15 protein-coding genes are annotated in these 14739 nt (G+C 66.8%); 11 read left to right on the top strand and 4 right to left on the bottom strand.

Annotation, left to right across the window (positions count from 1 at the left end):
- Position 1 precedes the first annotated feature (1 nt).
- From ASD05_RS10765 to ASD05_RS10800, 8 genes are all read left to right on the top strand, one after another.
- On the top strand, positions 2–385 hold the full coding sequence (locus ASD05_RS10765) for a hypothetical protein (RefSeq protein WP_321165349.1): 384 nt from the start codon (positions 2–4) through the stop codon (positions 383–385).
- Positions 386–445: 60 nt separating this feature from the next.
- Positions 446–889, top strand: coding sequence for a cupin domain-containing protein (locus ASD05_RS10770; RefSeq protein ID WP_056591634.1), 444 nt, complete (start codon positions 446–448; stop codon positions 887–889).
- Positions 890–966: 77 nt separating this feature from the next.
- Positions 967–1572 (top strand): TetR/AcrR family transcriptional regulator, encoded by a 606-nt coding sequence (locus ASD05_RS10775; RefSeq protein ID WP_056591636.1) that lies wholly within the window; start codon positions 967–969, stop codon positions 1570–1572.
- Between the two features lie 97 nt (positions 1573–1669).
- A complete protein-coding gene (locus tag ASD05_RS10780) occupies positions 1670–2671 on the top strand; it encodes an NADP-dependent oxidoreductase (RefSeq protein WP_056591638.1) in 1002 nt (333 codons plus the stop codon).
- 37 nt (positions 2672–2708) lie between these two features.
- Complete coding sequence (locus ASD05_RS10785; protein ID WP_056591641.1) at positions 2709–3413, top strand: SDR family oxidoreductase; 705 nt, start codon at positions 2709–2711, stop codon at positions 3411–3413.
- Positions 3414–3455: 42 nt separating this feature from the next.
- The gene (locus ASD05_RS10790) at positions 3456–4532 is read left to right on the top strand and encodes an alkene reductase (protein ID WP_056591644.1); all 1077 of its coding nucleotides are present in this window, start codon (positions 3456–3458) and stop codon (positions 4530–4532) included.
- 10 nt (positions 4533–4542) lie between these two features.
- Positions 4543–5400 (top strand): alpha/beta fold hydrolase, encoded by an 858-nt coding sequence (locus tag ASD05_RS10795; RefSeq protein ID WP_056594236.1) that lies wholly within the window; start codon positions 4543–4545, stop codon positions 5398–5400.
- Positions 5401–5439: 39 nt separating this feature from the next.
- Positions 5440–6474: an RNA methyltransferase gene (locus ASD05_RS10800; protein WP_056591647.1), complete on the top strand. Its 1035-nt coding sequence runs from the start codon at positions 5440–5442 to the stop codon at positions 6472–6474.
- Here the strand turns inward: ASD05_RS10800 and ASD05_RS10805 are convergent.
- Positions 6471–6737 (bottom strand): helix-turn-helix domain-containing protein, encoded by a 267-nt coding sequence (locus ASD05_RS10805; RefSeq protein ID WP_056591650.1) that lies wholly within the window; start codon positions 6735–6737, stop codon positions 6471–6473. The genes ASD05_RS10800 and ASD05_RS10805 overlap by 4 nt on opposite strands.
- Before the next feature lie 30 nt (positions 6738–6767).
- Here ASD05_RS10805 and ASD05_RS10810 point away from each other — a divergent pair, with 30 nt between their 5' ends.
- Positions 6768–7514: a tRNA-uridine aminocarboxypropyltransferase gene (locus ASD05_RS10810; RefSeq protein WP_056591652.1), complete on the top strand. Its 747-nt coding sequence runs from the start codon at positions 6768–6770 to the stop codon at positions 7512–7514.
- Here ASD05_RS10810 and ASD05_RS10815 read toward each other — a convergent pair.
- Complete coding sequence (locus tag ASD05_RS10815; RefSeq protein WP_056591655.1) at positions 7509–8435, bottom strand: LysR family transcriptional regulator; 927 nt, start codon at positions 8433–8435, stop codon at positions 7509–7511. The genes ASD05_RS10810 and ASD05_RS10815 overlap by 6 nt on opposite strands.
- Positions 8436–8567: 132 nt before the next feature.
- Between ASD05_RS10815 and ASD05_RS10820 the strand changes: the two genes are divergently transcribed.
- Both ASD05_RS10820 and ASD05_RS10825 read left to right on the top strand, forming a co-directional pair.
- Entirely contained in the window at positions 8568–8972 is a 405-nt protein-coding gene (locus ASD05_RS10820) for a RidA family protein (protein ID WP_056591659.1), read from the top strand.
- 75 nt (positions 8973–9047) lie between these two features.
- Positions 9048–10685, top strand: a complete 1638-nt coding sequence (locus ASD05_RS10825; RefSeq protein ID WP_056594240.1) for an alpha-amylase family glycosyl hydrolase — start codon at positions 9048–9050, stop codon at positions 10683–10685.
- Positions 10686–10689: 4 nt separating this feature from the next.
- Here the strand turns inward: ASD05_RS10825 and ASD05_RS10830 are convergent, their stop codons facing one another.
- Both ASD05_RS10830 and ASD05_RS10835 read right to left on the bottom strand, forming a co-directional pair.
- Positions 10690–12981, bottom strand: coding sequence for a CocE/NonD family hydrolase (locus ASD05_RS10830; RefSeq protein WP_056591662.1), 2292 nt, complete (start codon positions 12979–12981; stop codon positions 10690–10692).
- The gene (locus ASD05_RS10835) at positions 12978–14738 is read right to left on the bottom strand and encodes an ABC transporter ATP-binding protein/permease (protein ID WP_056591665.1); all 1761 of its coding nucleotides are present in this window, start codon (positions 14736–14738) and stop codon (positions 12978–12980) included. Before ASD05_RS10835 ends, ASD05_RS10830 begins: the two co-directional genes overlap by 4 nt.
- Between the last annotated feature and the right edge of the window lies 1 nt (position 14739).

Genomic DNA, 14739 nt, shown 5'->3' on the forward strand with positions numbered 1-14739 from the left:
GTTGCAAATCGACATCCTTGGAGGCCCCATGGCCCATGCTTCAAACGCCGGCTGCTCCTGCACGCCATATCGTCCTACCGCCCAATTCAAATCCTTCGAATGGGTACAAGCCGAGCGGCTCGGCCCCTCGCAACAAAGCCAAGCCGCATTCCTCAATGACGCACGCGACGCCGTGCAGGGCGCACACACGCTGGTCCAACTGCTCGCCTGGGACGAAGACCGCCGCGATGCCGCCTTGTCCGACGCAGACCCCGCGCCGCTCTTCGACGCATGCCAGCGCAGCGCGCTGCAGCGGTTTCTCTCGGTGTCGCTGGGCCTGCTTCATGCCCGCATCGAAAGCCAATGCGAGGCGCTGACGCAGGAGGGTACCCTCCGCGCCGCCTGACAGCTTGTGCCCCCTCCATGCGGCGCGCAGAATCATTGGCCCGCGTTGGAGGAATTGACCATGACGATTCCGTACTTTGTCCTGACGCCCGGCCAGCGTGAAGTTCCTCTGAACGTGCTCGGCACGCAGGTGACCGTGCTGGCGTCGAATGCGACGACGCAGAGCTATGGCATCACCTTCCAACGGGGTGACGAAGGCACGGGGCCACCGCCGCACAGCCACGACTGGGACGAAGCCTTCTACGTCCTCGGAGGCGAGGTCGAGTTTCTCTGCGACGGCCACGCGCACATGTGCCAGCCCGGCACGCTCGTCCATGTACCGCGTGGAACGGTGCATGGCTTTCACTACGGCAAGGGCGGCGGGCAGATGCTCGAGATCACCGGGGAGGGCGCCTTGGCCGCCCAGATGTTCACCGCGATCGATCGCGAGATTCCGGCGGGGCCGCCTGATATTCCGAAGCTGCTGGAGGTGCTCGAGCGGAATGGGGTTGCCGTCACAGCCTGATCGGGAGGCGGCCGCAGCCGGGCGGTCGCTGGCCGAGGCCAAACCGTGCCGCAGTGCGCATGGCATACGAATGTTGTATGATGCACGTCATGCGAAATATCAGGCCCAACACCAGAGCTGCCGCCAAGGATGCAACGCACGAGCGCATCGTGTCCGTAGCCGCCCGCGCGATCCGTCGCAGCGGCTACGACGGCACCGGGGTCTCGGACATCATGAAGGAAGCCGGCCTGACGCATGGCGCCTTCTATGCCCACTTCGCGTCGCGCGAGACCATGCTGGCCGAAGCGGCGGGGAGGGCGTGCGCGGAGTCCGCTGCCGCCGCGGCCGACGTCGTGGCCGGCGTGCCCCCCGGCACGGCGCTCGCATCCATGCTGAGCGCCTATCTCTCCAGGGAGCATCTCGAGAATGTCGACATAGGCTGCCCCCTGGCCGCGCTGGGTTCCGAGACCTCGCGGCAGGCTCCCGAAGTGCGCCGTGTAGCGACCCGGCACATCAAGGAAATGATCGACCTCGTCGCCCGCCAGTTGCCGGACTGGGGACAGCCTGGAGCCCACGAACGGGCACTCGTGACCCTCTCCACCATGGTGGGCGCCTTGTTGCTGGCGCGTGCAGTCGACGAGCCTGCGCTGTCTGACAGCCTGCGCGAGTCCGCGCTCAAGCACCTGACCTCCGTCGGCAACTGAATCCGTTGATGGATGGATGCCGCCCTTTTGTTCGCCTTTAAGTATGATGATCATCATGCCAAATGCAGTGTTTATTGACGGAGAAACAAGGAAGACCATGAAAGCATTTGTGCTGGAGCGCTACGGGAAAAAGCGCGCGTTGCGGTCGGCGGAAATGCCGATCCTCGAACTGGGCGACGACGAAGTCCTGGTCGAGGTTCATGCCGCCGGCGTGAACCTGCTGGACGCCAAGATCAGGGACGGAGAGTTCAAGCTCATCCTGCCCTATCGCCTGCCGCTGGTCCTGGGCCACGACGTGGCTGGCGTGGTGGTCGAGGTGGGCCGGCGCGTGCAGCAGTTCAGGCCCGGCGACGAGGTGTATGCGCGGCCGGATGATTTCCGGATCGGCACCTTCGCCGAATTCGTTGCGGTCAAGGAGGCATCGCTCGCGCTCCGGCCCAAGGGCCTCACGATGGTCGAAGCCGCCTCCATCCCCCTGGTGGGCCTGACGGCATGGCAGGCGCTGGTCGAGAAGGCCAAGCTGAAGAAGGGGCAGAAGGTCTTCATTCAGGCGGGCTCCGGCGGCGTGGGCACTTTCGCCATCCAGTTGGCCAAGCATCTGGGCGCAACCGTCGCCACGACGACGAGCGCAGGCAACGTCGCGCTTGTGAAGAGCCTGGGCGCAGACGTGGTCATCGACTACAAGACGCAGGACTTCGAGGATGTGCTGCGCGACTACGACGTGGTCCTGAACAGCCAGGATGGCAAGACGCTCGAGAAGTCTCTTCGCGTGCTCAAGCCCGGCGGAAAGCTCATTTCCATCTCCGGGCCGCCGGACCCCGAATTCAGCAAGGAAGTCTCGGCACCCGGGTTCGTGAAACTGGTCATGCGGCTGCTGAGCTCGGGCATCAGGCGAAGGGCGAAAAGCCGAGGCATTGGCTACTCGTTCCTCTTCATGAGGGCGAACGGAGGCCAACTGCGCGAGATCACCCGGCTCATCGAGGCCGGGGCCATCCGCCCCGTGATGGACCGGGTCTTTCCTTTCGAGGCGACCAACGAGGCCCTGGCCTATGTCGAGTCTGGCCGCGCGAAGGGCAAGGTCGTCATCAAAGTCAAGTGAACCCGATTCCCAACCAACTCATTTTTTGGAGTCTCCCATGAAGATCGAAAACGCTGTCGTCCTCGTTACCGGGGCCAATCGCGGCATTGGCCTGGCCTTTGCGCGCGAGTTGCTCGCCCGTGGCGCCCGCAAGGTCTACGCCGGTGCGCGCGACCCCGTCACCGTCATGCAAGCCGGTGTGCAGCCCTTGCGGCTCGACGTCAACAAGCCGGAGGACGTGGCGGCCGCCGCGGAGCTGGCGTCGGATGTGACGCTCGTGATCAACAACGCCGGCATTGCACAGCCCGGCGGCTTTCTCGCAGCCGATAGCGAAGACGTGGCACGGCGCATCTTCGAGACCAACTTCTTCGCCGTGCTGCGCATGAGCAAGGCTTTTGCGCCGATCCTCAAGGCCAACGGCGGCGGCGCGTTGCTCAACGTGTTGTCGGTCGCCTCGTGGGTGAACGGCGGCGAACTGGCCGCCTATTCGGCCAGCAAGTCTGCGGCCTGGTCGCTTACCAATGCACTGCGCAACGAACTGGCGCAGCAGAAGACGCAGGTGCTGGGGCTGCACATGGCCTACGTCGATACCGATCTGACGCGCGGGTTCGAGGTGCCGAAGTCCAGCCCGGAGGAAATCGTCAAGCGCGCGCTCGACGGACTCGAATCGGGCCTCGACGAAGTGCTGGCCGATGAGCTCACTCAGCAGGTCAAACAAGGGATGACGGCGGCCCGGCCGAGCTACCTGCCGCAGGCGTCCTGAGGCAGGCATTCCTCGAACAACCCATCCATCCAAAGGATTCCCATGCTTTTCGAACCCCTGGCTACCGCTTCTCTCCAACTCGCCAATCGCATCGTCATGGCACCAATGACGCGCAGCCGCGCCGTCGAAGCCAACACCCCCAACGCGTTGATGGCCGAGTACTATGCCCAGCGCGCCTCGGCGGGCCTGATCGTCACCGAGGGCGTTTCGCCGTCGCCCAACGGCCTGGGCTACGCACGCATCCCCGGACTCTTCAACGATACGCAGGTGCGCGGCTGGAAAGCGGTCACGGACGCGGTCCACGCCCGGGGCGGCAAGATCTTCGTGCAGCTCATGCACACCGGCCGCGTGACCCACGCGGCCAACTTGCCGGCAGGGGCGGAAGTGCTCGGGCCAACGGCAGACGCCTGCCCCGGCGAGATGCACACCGACGCACAAGGCATGCAGCCGCACAGCGCGCCGCGAGCGATGTCTGCGGCCGACATCGACCACGCTGTAGGCGAATACGCGAAATCGGCGCAACTGGCCATCGAAGCGGGATTCGACGGCGTCGAGCTGCACGCCGCGAACGGCTACCTGATCGAGCAGTTCCTCAACGCCAATGTGAACCAGCGCACCGACGCCTATGGCGGCAGCATCGAAGGCCGCAATCGCTTTGCGCTCGAAGTTGCCCGAGCGACGGCGGCGGCCATCGGCGCCCATCGCGTCGGGATCCGGCTGTCGCCCCATGGCGTGTTCAACAGCACGGGCGCCTTTGCCGATGTGCAAGCCCAATACCTGGCGCTCACCCAGGCGCTGTCGGAGCTGGGCCTGCAATACCTGCACCTGCTCGACCATTCGGCCATGGGTGCGCCGCCGGTGCCCGCCGAGTTGAAGTCGCAGCTTCGCACTGCGTTCCGGGGGCTGTTCATCCTTGCGGGCGGTTTCGACCGCGCAAGCGCCGCCAGTGCGCTCAAGGCCGGCCAGGCCGATCTCATCGCCTTCGCCCGCCCGTTCCTCGCCAACCCCGATCTGGTGGAGCGGCTGCGGGCCGATGCGGCGTTGAATGCCGTGGACATGGCGACGTTCTATACGCCCGGCCCGAAGGGCTATACCGACTATCCGGCTCTTGCAGCCTGATGGCGGCATCATGACTACGCCGCAGACATCGAAAGTCACCTGGAAAGACGTTCCAACGCGGACGGTCACTGCAGGTGGCGTGGAGTTCGCCTACCGGGAGCTCGGTGCGGACAACCCTGGTACGCCGCTCGTGTGCCTGATCCACCTGGCGGCTGTCCTGGACAACTGGGACCCTCGGGTCGTCGACGGACTCGCGGCAAGGCATCGCGTGATCACGTTCGACAACCGGGGCGTTGGCGCATCCAGCGGCAAGCCGGCGTCTTCGATGGAAGAGATGGCCAGGGACGCCATTACCTTCATCAAGGCCATGGGGCTCGAACAGGTCGACCTCTTCGGGTTCTCGATGGGCGGAATGATCGCGCAGGAAATCGTGCTGATGGAGCCGGGGCTCGTGCGCAGGATGATCATCACGGGCACAGGCCCCGCCGGCGGCGAAGGCATCGGCAAGGTGGCCCGCGTGACTTACCTCGACATGCTCCGAGGCTTGCTCACGCGCCAGGATCCGAAGCAGTTCCTGTTCTTCACCAGGACCCCCGCCGGCATCCGTGCCGGCAAGGAGTTCCTGCAGCGCTTGAAGGAACGCTCCGCGAACCGTGACAAGGAAATCACCGTGGCCGCGCTGCAGGCGCAGCTGAAGGCGCTGCGCCGGTGGGGCGCGAAGAAGCCCGTGGACCTGTCGAAGATCCACCATCCCGTTCTCGTCGCCAACGGCGACAGCGATCGCATGGTTCCGAGCAAGAACACGTACGATCTGGCGCAGCGGCTTCCGAACAGCGAGCTCGTCATCTATCCGGATTCGGGCCACGGCGCGGTGTTCCAGTTCCACGTCGACTTCCTGAGCAAGGCGCTTGCGTTCCTTGCCCGATGACCGGCGGCGGACCGGCTGCCGTGCACAATCTGCCCCAGCATGCGAATCCACGAACTGAAACGCCGACTGCGCGAAGCCGGAGCCGGCCCCAGCCACGAACAACGCATCCTGCGGCTGTGGTCCCATGCGCTGCCCCGGGACAGCGGCAGGCGCCTGCCGGGGACCTTCTTCCCGTCGTCGTTGCTGGCCGCCTTGCCGTCCATCGAAGCCGAGCTTGCGGGGCTGGCGCGCATCCACGCGGTGCATCCCGGTGCCGATGGTTCCGAGCGGCTGCTCGTTGCCCTCGCGGACGGCCAGACCGTGGAGAGCGTGTTGCTGCCCCGCGATGGCCTGTGCGTCTCCTCGCAGGTCGGTTGCGCCGTCGGGTGCCAGTTCTGCATGACCGGCCGCGAAGGCTTGCTGCGCCAGGTGGGAAGCGCCGAGATCATTGCCCAGGTCGCCCTCGCGCGCATGCGGCGGCCGGTGCGCAAGGTGGTGTTCATGGGCATGGGCGAACCGGCCCACAACCTCGACAACGTGATGGAGGCGATCGACCTGCTCGGCACGGTGGGCAACGTCGGCCACAAGAACCTGGTGTTCTCCACCGTGGGCGATCCACGCGCGTTCGAAAGGCTGCACCAGGAACGCGTGAAGCCTGCGCTGGCGCTCTCGTTGCACACGACCAAGGCCGAACTGCGCCGCAAGCTCCTGCCACGCGCGCCGAACATGACGCCCGAAGAGCTGGTCGCCGCGGGCGAGCGCTATGCGCGGGCCACCGGCTACCCGATCCAGTACCAGTGGACGCTGCTGGAAGGCGTCAATGACGGGCAGGATGAGATCGAAGGCATCGTCCAGCTGCTCTCCGGCAAGTACGGGGTGCTGAACATGATTCCCTTCAACGCGGTCGATGGCGTGGCGTTCAGCCGCCCGTCGTGGGAGCGTTGCGAACAGATGGCCCGCACGCTGCACGAGCGGGGCATCCTGACGAAGCTGCGTAACTCAGCCGGCCAGGATGTCGACGGCGGATGCGGCCAGTTGAGGGCGCGCGCAGCCGAAGTGCAGGTGCTGTTTCGAAAGACCGAAGACCGGCGCTAGGCCGACCCGCCTGCGTCCGGGTGCTGCAGCTTCGTCGAGATTCCGTAAAGAGCCAGCATGCCGAGCACATGCCCGATGGCGACGCCTGGCTCGCCCGATTCGATCCGTGCGATGGTCTGTACGTGAACGCCCAGGCGTGCGGCAGCGGCGGCCTGGCCCTCGCCGGCACTCGTGCGCGCCAGCTTGGCGGCAGCGCCCAGCTCCTTGATCGCTTGAATAGCGTCGCCCCCGATCTCTGCGGAAATTCGTTTGCCTTTGGCCATTCCCGCATTGTCACCGCAGAGAATCCCCGCATGCCCCACGCCGTTTCCCTCCTTCGTGCCGCGCGCCTGGCGCGAAGCGCCAAACCCTTTCTGGCCCGCGGGGGCTTCAAGCGCGAGCGCTGCGCCGGCTGCCGGCTGGTGCCCAGCCACTGCATGTGCGCAGTGCGCCCGTCGGTGGCAACACGCGCGGGAGTGTGCCTGCTCATGGCCGACATCGAGCCGCTCAAGCCGACCAACACGGGTTGGCTGATTGCAGACGTGGTGGCCGATACCTTCGCCTTCGGCTGGATGCGCACCGACACCGACCCCGCGCTGCTGGCCTTGCTGAGCGATCCGCAATGGCAACCGTACGTGGTGTTCCCGGGGCAGTACGCGGCGCCCGAGCGGGTGGTCGCCAGTGTCTCGTCGCCCGATCCAACCCGTGGCGGCACCGCAAAACGCCCGCTCTTCATCCTGTTCGACGGGACCTGGGCCGAGGCGCGCAAGATGTTCAGCAGGAGCCCTTACCTCGACCTGCTGCCCGTGCTGAGCCTACAGCCGGAGCAGATCACGCAATACAAGCTGCGCCGCTCCGGCCGCGACGATCATTTCTGCACGAGCGAGGTGGCCGCGCTGTGCATGAACCTGGCGGGTGAATACGCCGCCGAGCAAACGCTGGAGGCCTACCTCGCGGTCTTCACGCACCACTACCTGAGTGCGAAGAACCAGCAGCCCATTGCATGGGATGGTGCTGCGCATCAGCGGCTGCGCGAGCTGTCCACTCTCCCGCTTTCATGAATCGCGCCGGCCGCTGATGGGCGCATGCAGCGCCATCAGCCCGGCCACCCAATCGATGAACACGCGCAGCTTGGCGCTGACGTGCCGGTTCGGCGGAAACGCGATGTACAGCGGCATCGGGTCGAGCTGCCAGCCCTCGAACAGAGGTACCAGTTCGCCGTTCGCCAGGTGCGCCTTGGCCAAGTAGTCCGGCAGCCAAAGGATGCCGAGTCCGGCCAGACCTGCCGCGAGGTAGGCATTGCCGTCGTCGACCGACAGCACGTAGCGGCCCTGCACCCCGATGTGCTCGCCATCGCGGCGCATGGTGTACGGAAAGGTCTTGCCGTTGCGCGACCATAGGAAGCCCACGATGCGGTGATGCGTGTCTTCCAGCTCCCGAGGGTGCGAGGGCGTGCCGGCGAGTTCAAGGTAGCTCGGCGCCGCATACACGCCGAGCTGCAGGTCGCCCACGCGGCGCGCCATGAGCGACTGGTCGGTGAGTTCGCCGCCGCGCACCACGCAGTCCACGTTCTCGCCGATCAGGTCCACCATGCGATCGCTCACGCCCATGTCGAGCTGGATGTCGGGGTAGCGCGCGTGGAAGGCGGGCAGCGCCGGCACCAGGATCGTGCGCGCCAGCGGGCTGGGCACGTCCACGCGCAACCGGCCCCTGGGCGATGCCGAGGCGCCCGAGAGGCTGGTCTCGGCATCGTCCATGTCGGCCAGCAGGCGCACTACGCGCTCGTAGTAGGCCGCGCCGTCGGCAGTGACGTTGACCTTGCGCGTCGTGCGGTTGAGCAGCTTCACGCGCAGCCTCGCTTCGAGCTGCTGAACCAACTGAGTCACGCTGGTCTTGCTCATGTGAAGCGTCTCGGCCGCCTTGGTGAAGCTGCCTGCTTCCACCACGCGGGCGAAAGCCTGCATTGCATCGAAACGGTCCATGGGTGCTGCTCCTGCGGATTCGCGGATTGTTTGGGTTCTGCAAACAGTGATTGTTGGCCTTGCCCGTTTATCCGGAAGGCGCGGCTCCCTAAAGTCCCTTCCTCGTTATTTCTTCGAGAAGGCCATCCATCCATGACTCAGCGCGACGTCGTTTTTCCGCCCGGGCGCCAGGCGCTCTACGAAAAGAATCGCTACTCGCCGGCGATCCGGTCCAACGGTTTCCTGTTCGTGTCGGGGCAGGTCGGCAGCCGCCCCGATGGCTCGCCGGAGCCCGATCTGGAGGCGCAGGTCCGGCTGGCGTTCGAGAACCTGAATGCGATCCTTGCGGCGGCGAACTGCACGTTCGACGACGTGGTCGACGTCACGGTGTTCATCGTCAATCCGGAGTCGAACTTCGAGACGGTCTGGAAGGTGGTGCCGGAGTACTGGGGCAGTGCGCCGCACCCGACGCTGACGGGGATCGGGGTGACCTGGCTCTACGGATTCAAGTTCGAGATCAAGGTGATTGCGAGGCTGCCGGAAAACGGTGAGGGCTGAGCCTGGCGCTCGCCATGGGCCGCACGGTTTCTGGAGACAATGGCCCCGCTCGAAGCCAAGCATGAGGGAATCAAGATGTCAGCTGACGACTGGTGGAAGTGCGGAATCGTCTATCAGGTCTACCCGCGTTCGTTCCAGGACAGCAACGGCGATGGCATCGGAGACCTCGACGGAATCCGCGCCCGGCTGGATCATCTGGTCTCGCTCGGCGTCGATGCCGTCTGGATCTCGCCGATCTATCCCTCGCCGATGGCCGACTTCGGCTACGACATCTCAGATTTCTGCGACATCGATCCGTGCTTCGGCACGCTCGATGGCTTCGATGCACTGGTGCAGGAGGCCAACGCGAAGGGGCTCAAGCTCATCCTGGACTTCGTGCCCAACCACACGTCGGACCGCCATCCGTGGTTCGTGCAAAGCCGCAGCGCACGCAGTGATGCGCGGCGCGACTGGTACATCTGGCGCGACCCGGCGCCCGACGGCGGGCCACCCAACAACTGGCTCGGCAATTTCGGCGGTCCGGCCTGGAGCTTCGATGCGACCACCGGCCAGTACTACGCCCATTCGTTCCTGAAGGAGCAGCCCGACCTCAACTGGCGCAACCCCGAAGTGCGCGCCGCGATGTACGAGGTGCTGCGTTTCTGGCTTCGGCGCGGCGTCGACGGATTCCGCGTCGACGTGCTCTCGCAGATCGTCAAGGACGAGCAGTTCCGCGACAACCCGCCGAATCCGGATTTCGTCGAAGGGCAGGACCCGTTTCTGCGCTTGACGATGCTCTACAACACGGACCTGCCGGAGGTGCAGCCCATCGTTGCTGAGATGCGCCGCGTGGTCGACGAGTTCAGCGATGCGCGCTCGTCGCGCGTGCTCATCGGCGAGCTCTACCTGCCGCTCGCGCGCCTGGTCGCCTACTACGGCCTCAACGCCAAGGGCGTGCTCGAGGGCGTGCAGCTGCCCTTCAACTTCCAGCTGATCGGGACCGAGTGGCAGGCCGCGCGCATCGACCGCGTGGTGCGCGACTACGAAGCCGCCTTGCCCGCCGGCGCCCAGCCGAATTGGGTGCTGGGCAATCACGACAGGTCCCGCATTGCAAGCCGCGTCGGGCCACGGATGGCGCGGCTCGCGGCCATGCTGCTGCTCACGCTGCGCGGCACGCCGACGCTCTACTACGGCGACGAGATCGGCATGACGGACGTCCCCATTCCTGCCGACGAAGTGCAGGACCCGTTCGAGAAGAACAAGCCCGGCATGGGCCTGGGCCGCGACCCGGAGAGAACGCCCATGCAGTGGAGCGCCGCAGCGCACGCCGGCTTCACGACGGGAATCCCGTGGCTGCGCCTCGCATCCGATTGGCGCATGCACAACGTCGAAGCGCAGTCGCACGATCCGGGCTCCATGCTGACGCTCTACAGGCGCCTCATCGCATTGCGCCGCGCGCAGCCTGCGCTGCACCGAGGTACCTATGAAGCGCTCGAAGCCGGGGACGAGATGCTCGCTTACGCGCGCGAGAGCGAAGGACAGCGGCTGGTGGTGATACTGAACTTCGGCGCCACTCCGGCGCCAGTGCCGCCCGCGCTGGTGCCGCGCCAGCCGATCGTGCTGGCATCGACCGATCCTGTGCGCGCCGAATCGATCGAAGGGCCGCTGGTGCTGGCGCCCTGCGAAGGCGTGGTCATCGGCTCGGCGAACGACAAGGGCCCGACGACACGATGAAAAATCAAGGCTTGCCGGTCGGGATCTCGACGTAGCTGCGCGCATGCCAGCGCACGCGCACGGGCCACTTCGCGTCGGCAATGGTTTCCGAGTTCACGTCCTTGCCGCTGCCGTAGTTAACCTGCCGGTCGGGGCGCCTGTTGAGGGCGATCACCAGCACGATGCGGCTGCCCGCCGCAAGCCTGCAAGCGGTGACACGCTCGGTGGTGAAGGCCAGCAGCTGACGCTCGCCGGCCCGAAGTAGCCGGCGGCGCACGCGATGGCCGGCGTAGCTGGCGCGGAAGTCGTAGGGGTCGAACAGCAGCTGGTATTCGCCGCTCGCCGTCTGCTCGTACAGCGAGATGTTGAAGTCCACGTCCTGCCGCGAGGGCGTAATGTCGAACACGCCACGCAGGCTGCCGGCGATCTCGGTGTCCGCAGGCAGCGGGTCACTGACAAAGCTGATGCCGTTGCGCGTCGGCACTTCCTTCACGCGCAGCGCGTCGGGCCACGGCATGCTTACATCTCGCCGATCGGCGAGATCAACGGCGAGCCGCGCGCTGCCACCGCCTTCGGACGGCGACGGCAACAGGCGGTGCGGGTCGTCGCGCCCATCGGTGTCGAGATAGAGGCGCAGCCGGGTGCGCTCCGGCGCGTCCAGCGTCGGCACATGGCGCCACTGGTCCGCGCCCATCAGCTGGTAGTTGATGCGATCCAGCAGCAGAGCAGGCTTGTTCGCGCCCTTCAGGATGTGGTCGAGCCATTGATAGCGCAGTTCGGGCAGGTCGATGCGCGCGACGGGGTCCAGCGTGTAGCCGCGCAGCGCCGGCGCCGTGCCGCGGCGGATCGAGGTCGCGTCGTAGGGGCCGAGCAGCAGCGTCGTGTCGGCCTGCGGCCGGTTGCGAAGATGCTCGTGGTGGAAGTAGAGCGCGCCGGCGTCGGCGCCGTAGTAGCCGGCGAAGCTGAGCACCGGGATGTCGATGCGCGCGAACTGCTCCGCCGACGGCAGGAACTTCTGCCAGTAGCGGTCGTGGCTCGGGTGCGTCAGCCAGGCTCGGATCAGCCTGCTGCGCTTGCCCAGCAGGACGCGGTCGATGTCCCAGTAGGGGCGATTGCCGCGATACCAGCGCGCGTCGAGTGCCTGCCATACCGCGTCCGGGCCGGCGTCGGCATCGATGCCGGCCTGCAGGGGCTCGGCATCCGCGTGCTCCTGCGCCCATCGGACCATGGCGTTGCGAAAGATCTGTCCGGCCATCGGGAAGTCGATGCCCGGTGCCATCGGCGCGATGGTGGCGATGGCCTTGAGTGCCGCCGGTCTCCTGCGCGCGGCGGCCCACGCGGCGTAGCCGGAGTAGCCATCGCCGAGCATGGCAACGCGGCCGTCGCTCCACGCCTGCCGAGCGATCCATTCGATGACGGCGGCGGCATCTTCGCCGTCGCGAATGAAGGGCCACACGGCACCCTTGCCGTCGGGCGTGCGTCCGCGCACGTAGGCCGTGACGCCGACGTAGCCTCCGGCGGCGCTGCGCCTGGCGTCGTCCTCGGCCGGGTCGAGCGTGAAGCGCAGCAGCGTCGACAGCGCGCCATCCATGCGGCCGGGCCGGACCACGCTGGCATGGATGACGCCGCCCCGCACGGGAATCCTGACGTCGGCCTCCGCCACGTAGCGGCTGCCGTTTTGCGCGGCGAACAATTCGGGCAGCAGCGCACTGAAGCTGCGGCGCGACTGGTACGAGAGCCAGGTTCGCACAAGCGCCAGGGCCTCGGCCTCCGGGAGGCTGCCCTTCGCGCGCCAGAGATCGAAGGCCTGGCGCAGCGGCTCCCTGTACGTGGCCGGCGGAATCTCGAGCCGCGCCATGATGGCCTGGGCCTGCGCGTTGTCGAGCGGCGACACCAGCTCATGGAACGAGCGCGCGTAGGCTTCGGCGAAGCCGAGGCGCCCGTCCGCCTCGAGCATGCGCGCATTCGCATAGATGCCATCGAGGATCGCACGCTCGACCAGGCCGTCGAAGGGCTTGCCCTGGCGCCGATCGCGCAGGGCGCGGCTGCTGTCGTAGGCCGCACGGTAGGCGCCGCTGACGATCTGCAGGGCGGTGACGTTGGCCAGGAAGGAGTCGGTGTCCGCGTCCTGGTACACCGGCAGGATGCGCTCGGCCAAGTCCCGCATCAGGTCCGCCGCGGCGGCATCGTCCGGGTCGCGCGGCGGCCGGAAGCCGAAATCAGCCGCCCGCGACCCGGTGGGCCAGGCGGGCAGCGCAAGAGCCAGCCGCATGAGGGCGCGGCGCGCACGGCTGACGGTTGACACGGGGCGTCTCATGGTCGCTGCTCCTCGGGCACGGCGTGCGGCGCTTTGACCAGATGAACCACCTGCGTGAACAGCCGGTCGTGCGCCTCGCCGGCCGAGCCTATGTGAATGATGCCCGTGTGGGTGAGCTTGCCCAGCACGCTGATGATGAGTTCGAGCGTGTCGTCGTCGAATGCGCCGAAGGCCTCGTCCATCACCAGCCAGGGCGGCGCCTGCAGCACCACGCGGGCGAAGCCCAGCCGCAACTGCTCGTCCATGCTGAGCTCGCTTTCCCAGCGGCCCGTCCTGTCGAGCAAGGGTTCCAGGCGCTGGAGTCCCACGCTCGCCAGCGCGGCCGCCATGGCGTCTCTGGGATAGGTCGTCGGCTCCATCGCGTACGACAGCACCTCGGCCAGCGTGCCGCGGGGAATGTAGGGCGTGCCGCGCGGCATGTAGTGGATCGTCTCGCCGCCGGGCCGGCGCACGGTGCCGGAGCCCCAGGGCCAGAGGCCCGCGAGCGATCGGAACAGCAGGGTCTTCTCGGCGCCCGGCGTGCCGAGGATGAGCACGCGCTGGCCGCGCTGCACGACCAGGCCCGAGACGTCCAGCCGATCGTGGCCGCTCCAGGAGCGAACCTCCAGCGCTTCGACCGCGAGCGTCCCGCCTTCGCCCTCCTCATAGGCGATGCGACTGCCGCTCGCCCGTGCCTCCAGGTCGGACGCCAGCATCCGGCGCAGGTCGGTGACGCGCAGCAGCGTGGCGCGCCAGTCGGCAATGATGCTGAAGTTGTCGACGAACCAGCGCAGCGACGACTGCGCCTGCGTGAAGGCCGCGGCAGCCATCATCAGGCCGCCGAACGAAACCTTCCCCGAGAAATACAGCGGTGCGGCCACCAGCGTCGGCGCGATGATGGTGATCCAGCCGAAGCCCGCGGTGACCCAGGTCAGGTTGGTCAGCCCGAGCACCACGCGCGACGTGGCGCGCAGCACGTCGCCGAAATGCATGGCGACGCGACGCTTCTCATCGGCCTCGCCGCCGGCCAGGGAGATGCCGTCCAGATGCTCGTTGATGCGCGTCAGCGAGAAGCGCAGTTCGCCTTCACGCGCGTAGCGCTCGGCGTTGCGCGAGATCAGGCCGTTGCCGACCCAGTAGGTGACCAGCGAGCCGGCCACCGCATAGACAATCGCCGCCCACAACATGAAGCCCGGCAACACATGGTCCTGGCCGTCGAAGAAGATGCTGAAGTCCTTGGAGAGCACCCACAGCACGCTCGCGAAGCTGCCGAACAGCATCGTGGCCTGCAGCAGGCCCACGCCGAGGGTGACCGACAGATCGCACAGCTTCAGCGTGTCGTCGTGCATGCGCTGATCCGGATGGGCACCCATCGGGCCGCTGGCCTGGAGCCAGAACGCCCGGCGCGGCTGCAGCCACAGGCCCACGAGGTCACTGACTACCGCCTCGCGCAGCTTCAGCTGCAGGGTTTCGCCGAGCCACCGCTGCGCGACGTTCAGGACCAGCAGCACGCCCGCAATCACCGCGAAGACGCCGACCTGCACGATGAATTCGCTCAGGTCGCGGCGCGAGATCGCGTCGTAGAACGGCTTGTTCCAGCTGTTGAGCTCGATCTGCCCATACGCCGTGAGCGCGACGACCACGACGATCGCGCCCATCAGCGCCACAAGCGTTTTCGCGACCGGGGATACGCGCAAGGCGCCGAGCAACTCGCCGACCTGGCGGAAGACCCCGGCCCTTGCAGCCGGTTCGACAGGGTCGCCTGGCCTTGCGCTCATC

It is taken from the genome of Variovorax sp. Root434 (assembly GCF_001426595.1).
GTDB lineage: Bacteria > Pseudomonadota > Gammaproteobacteria > Burkholderiales > Burkholderiaceae_C > Variovorax.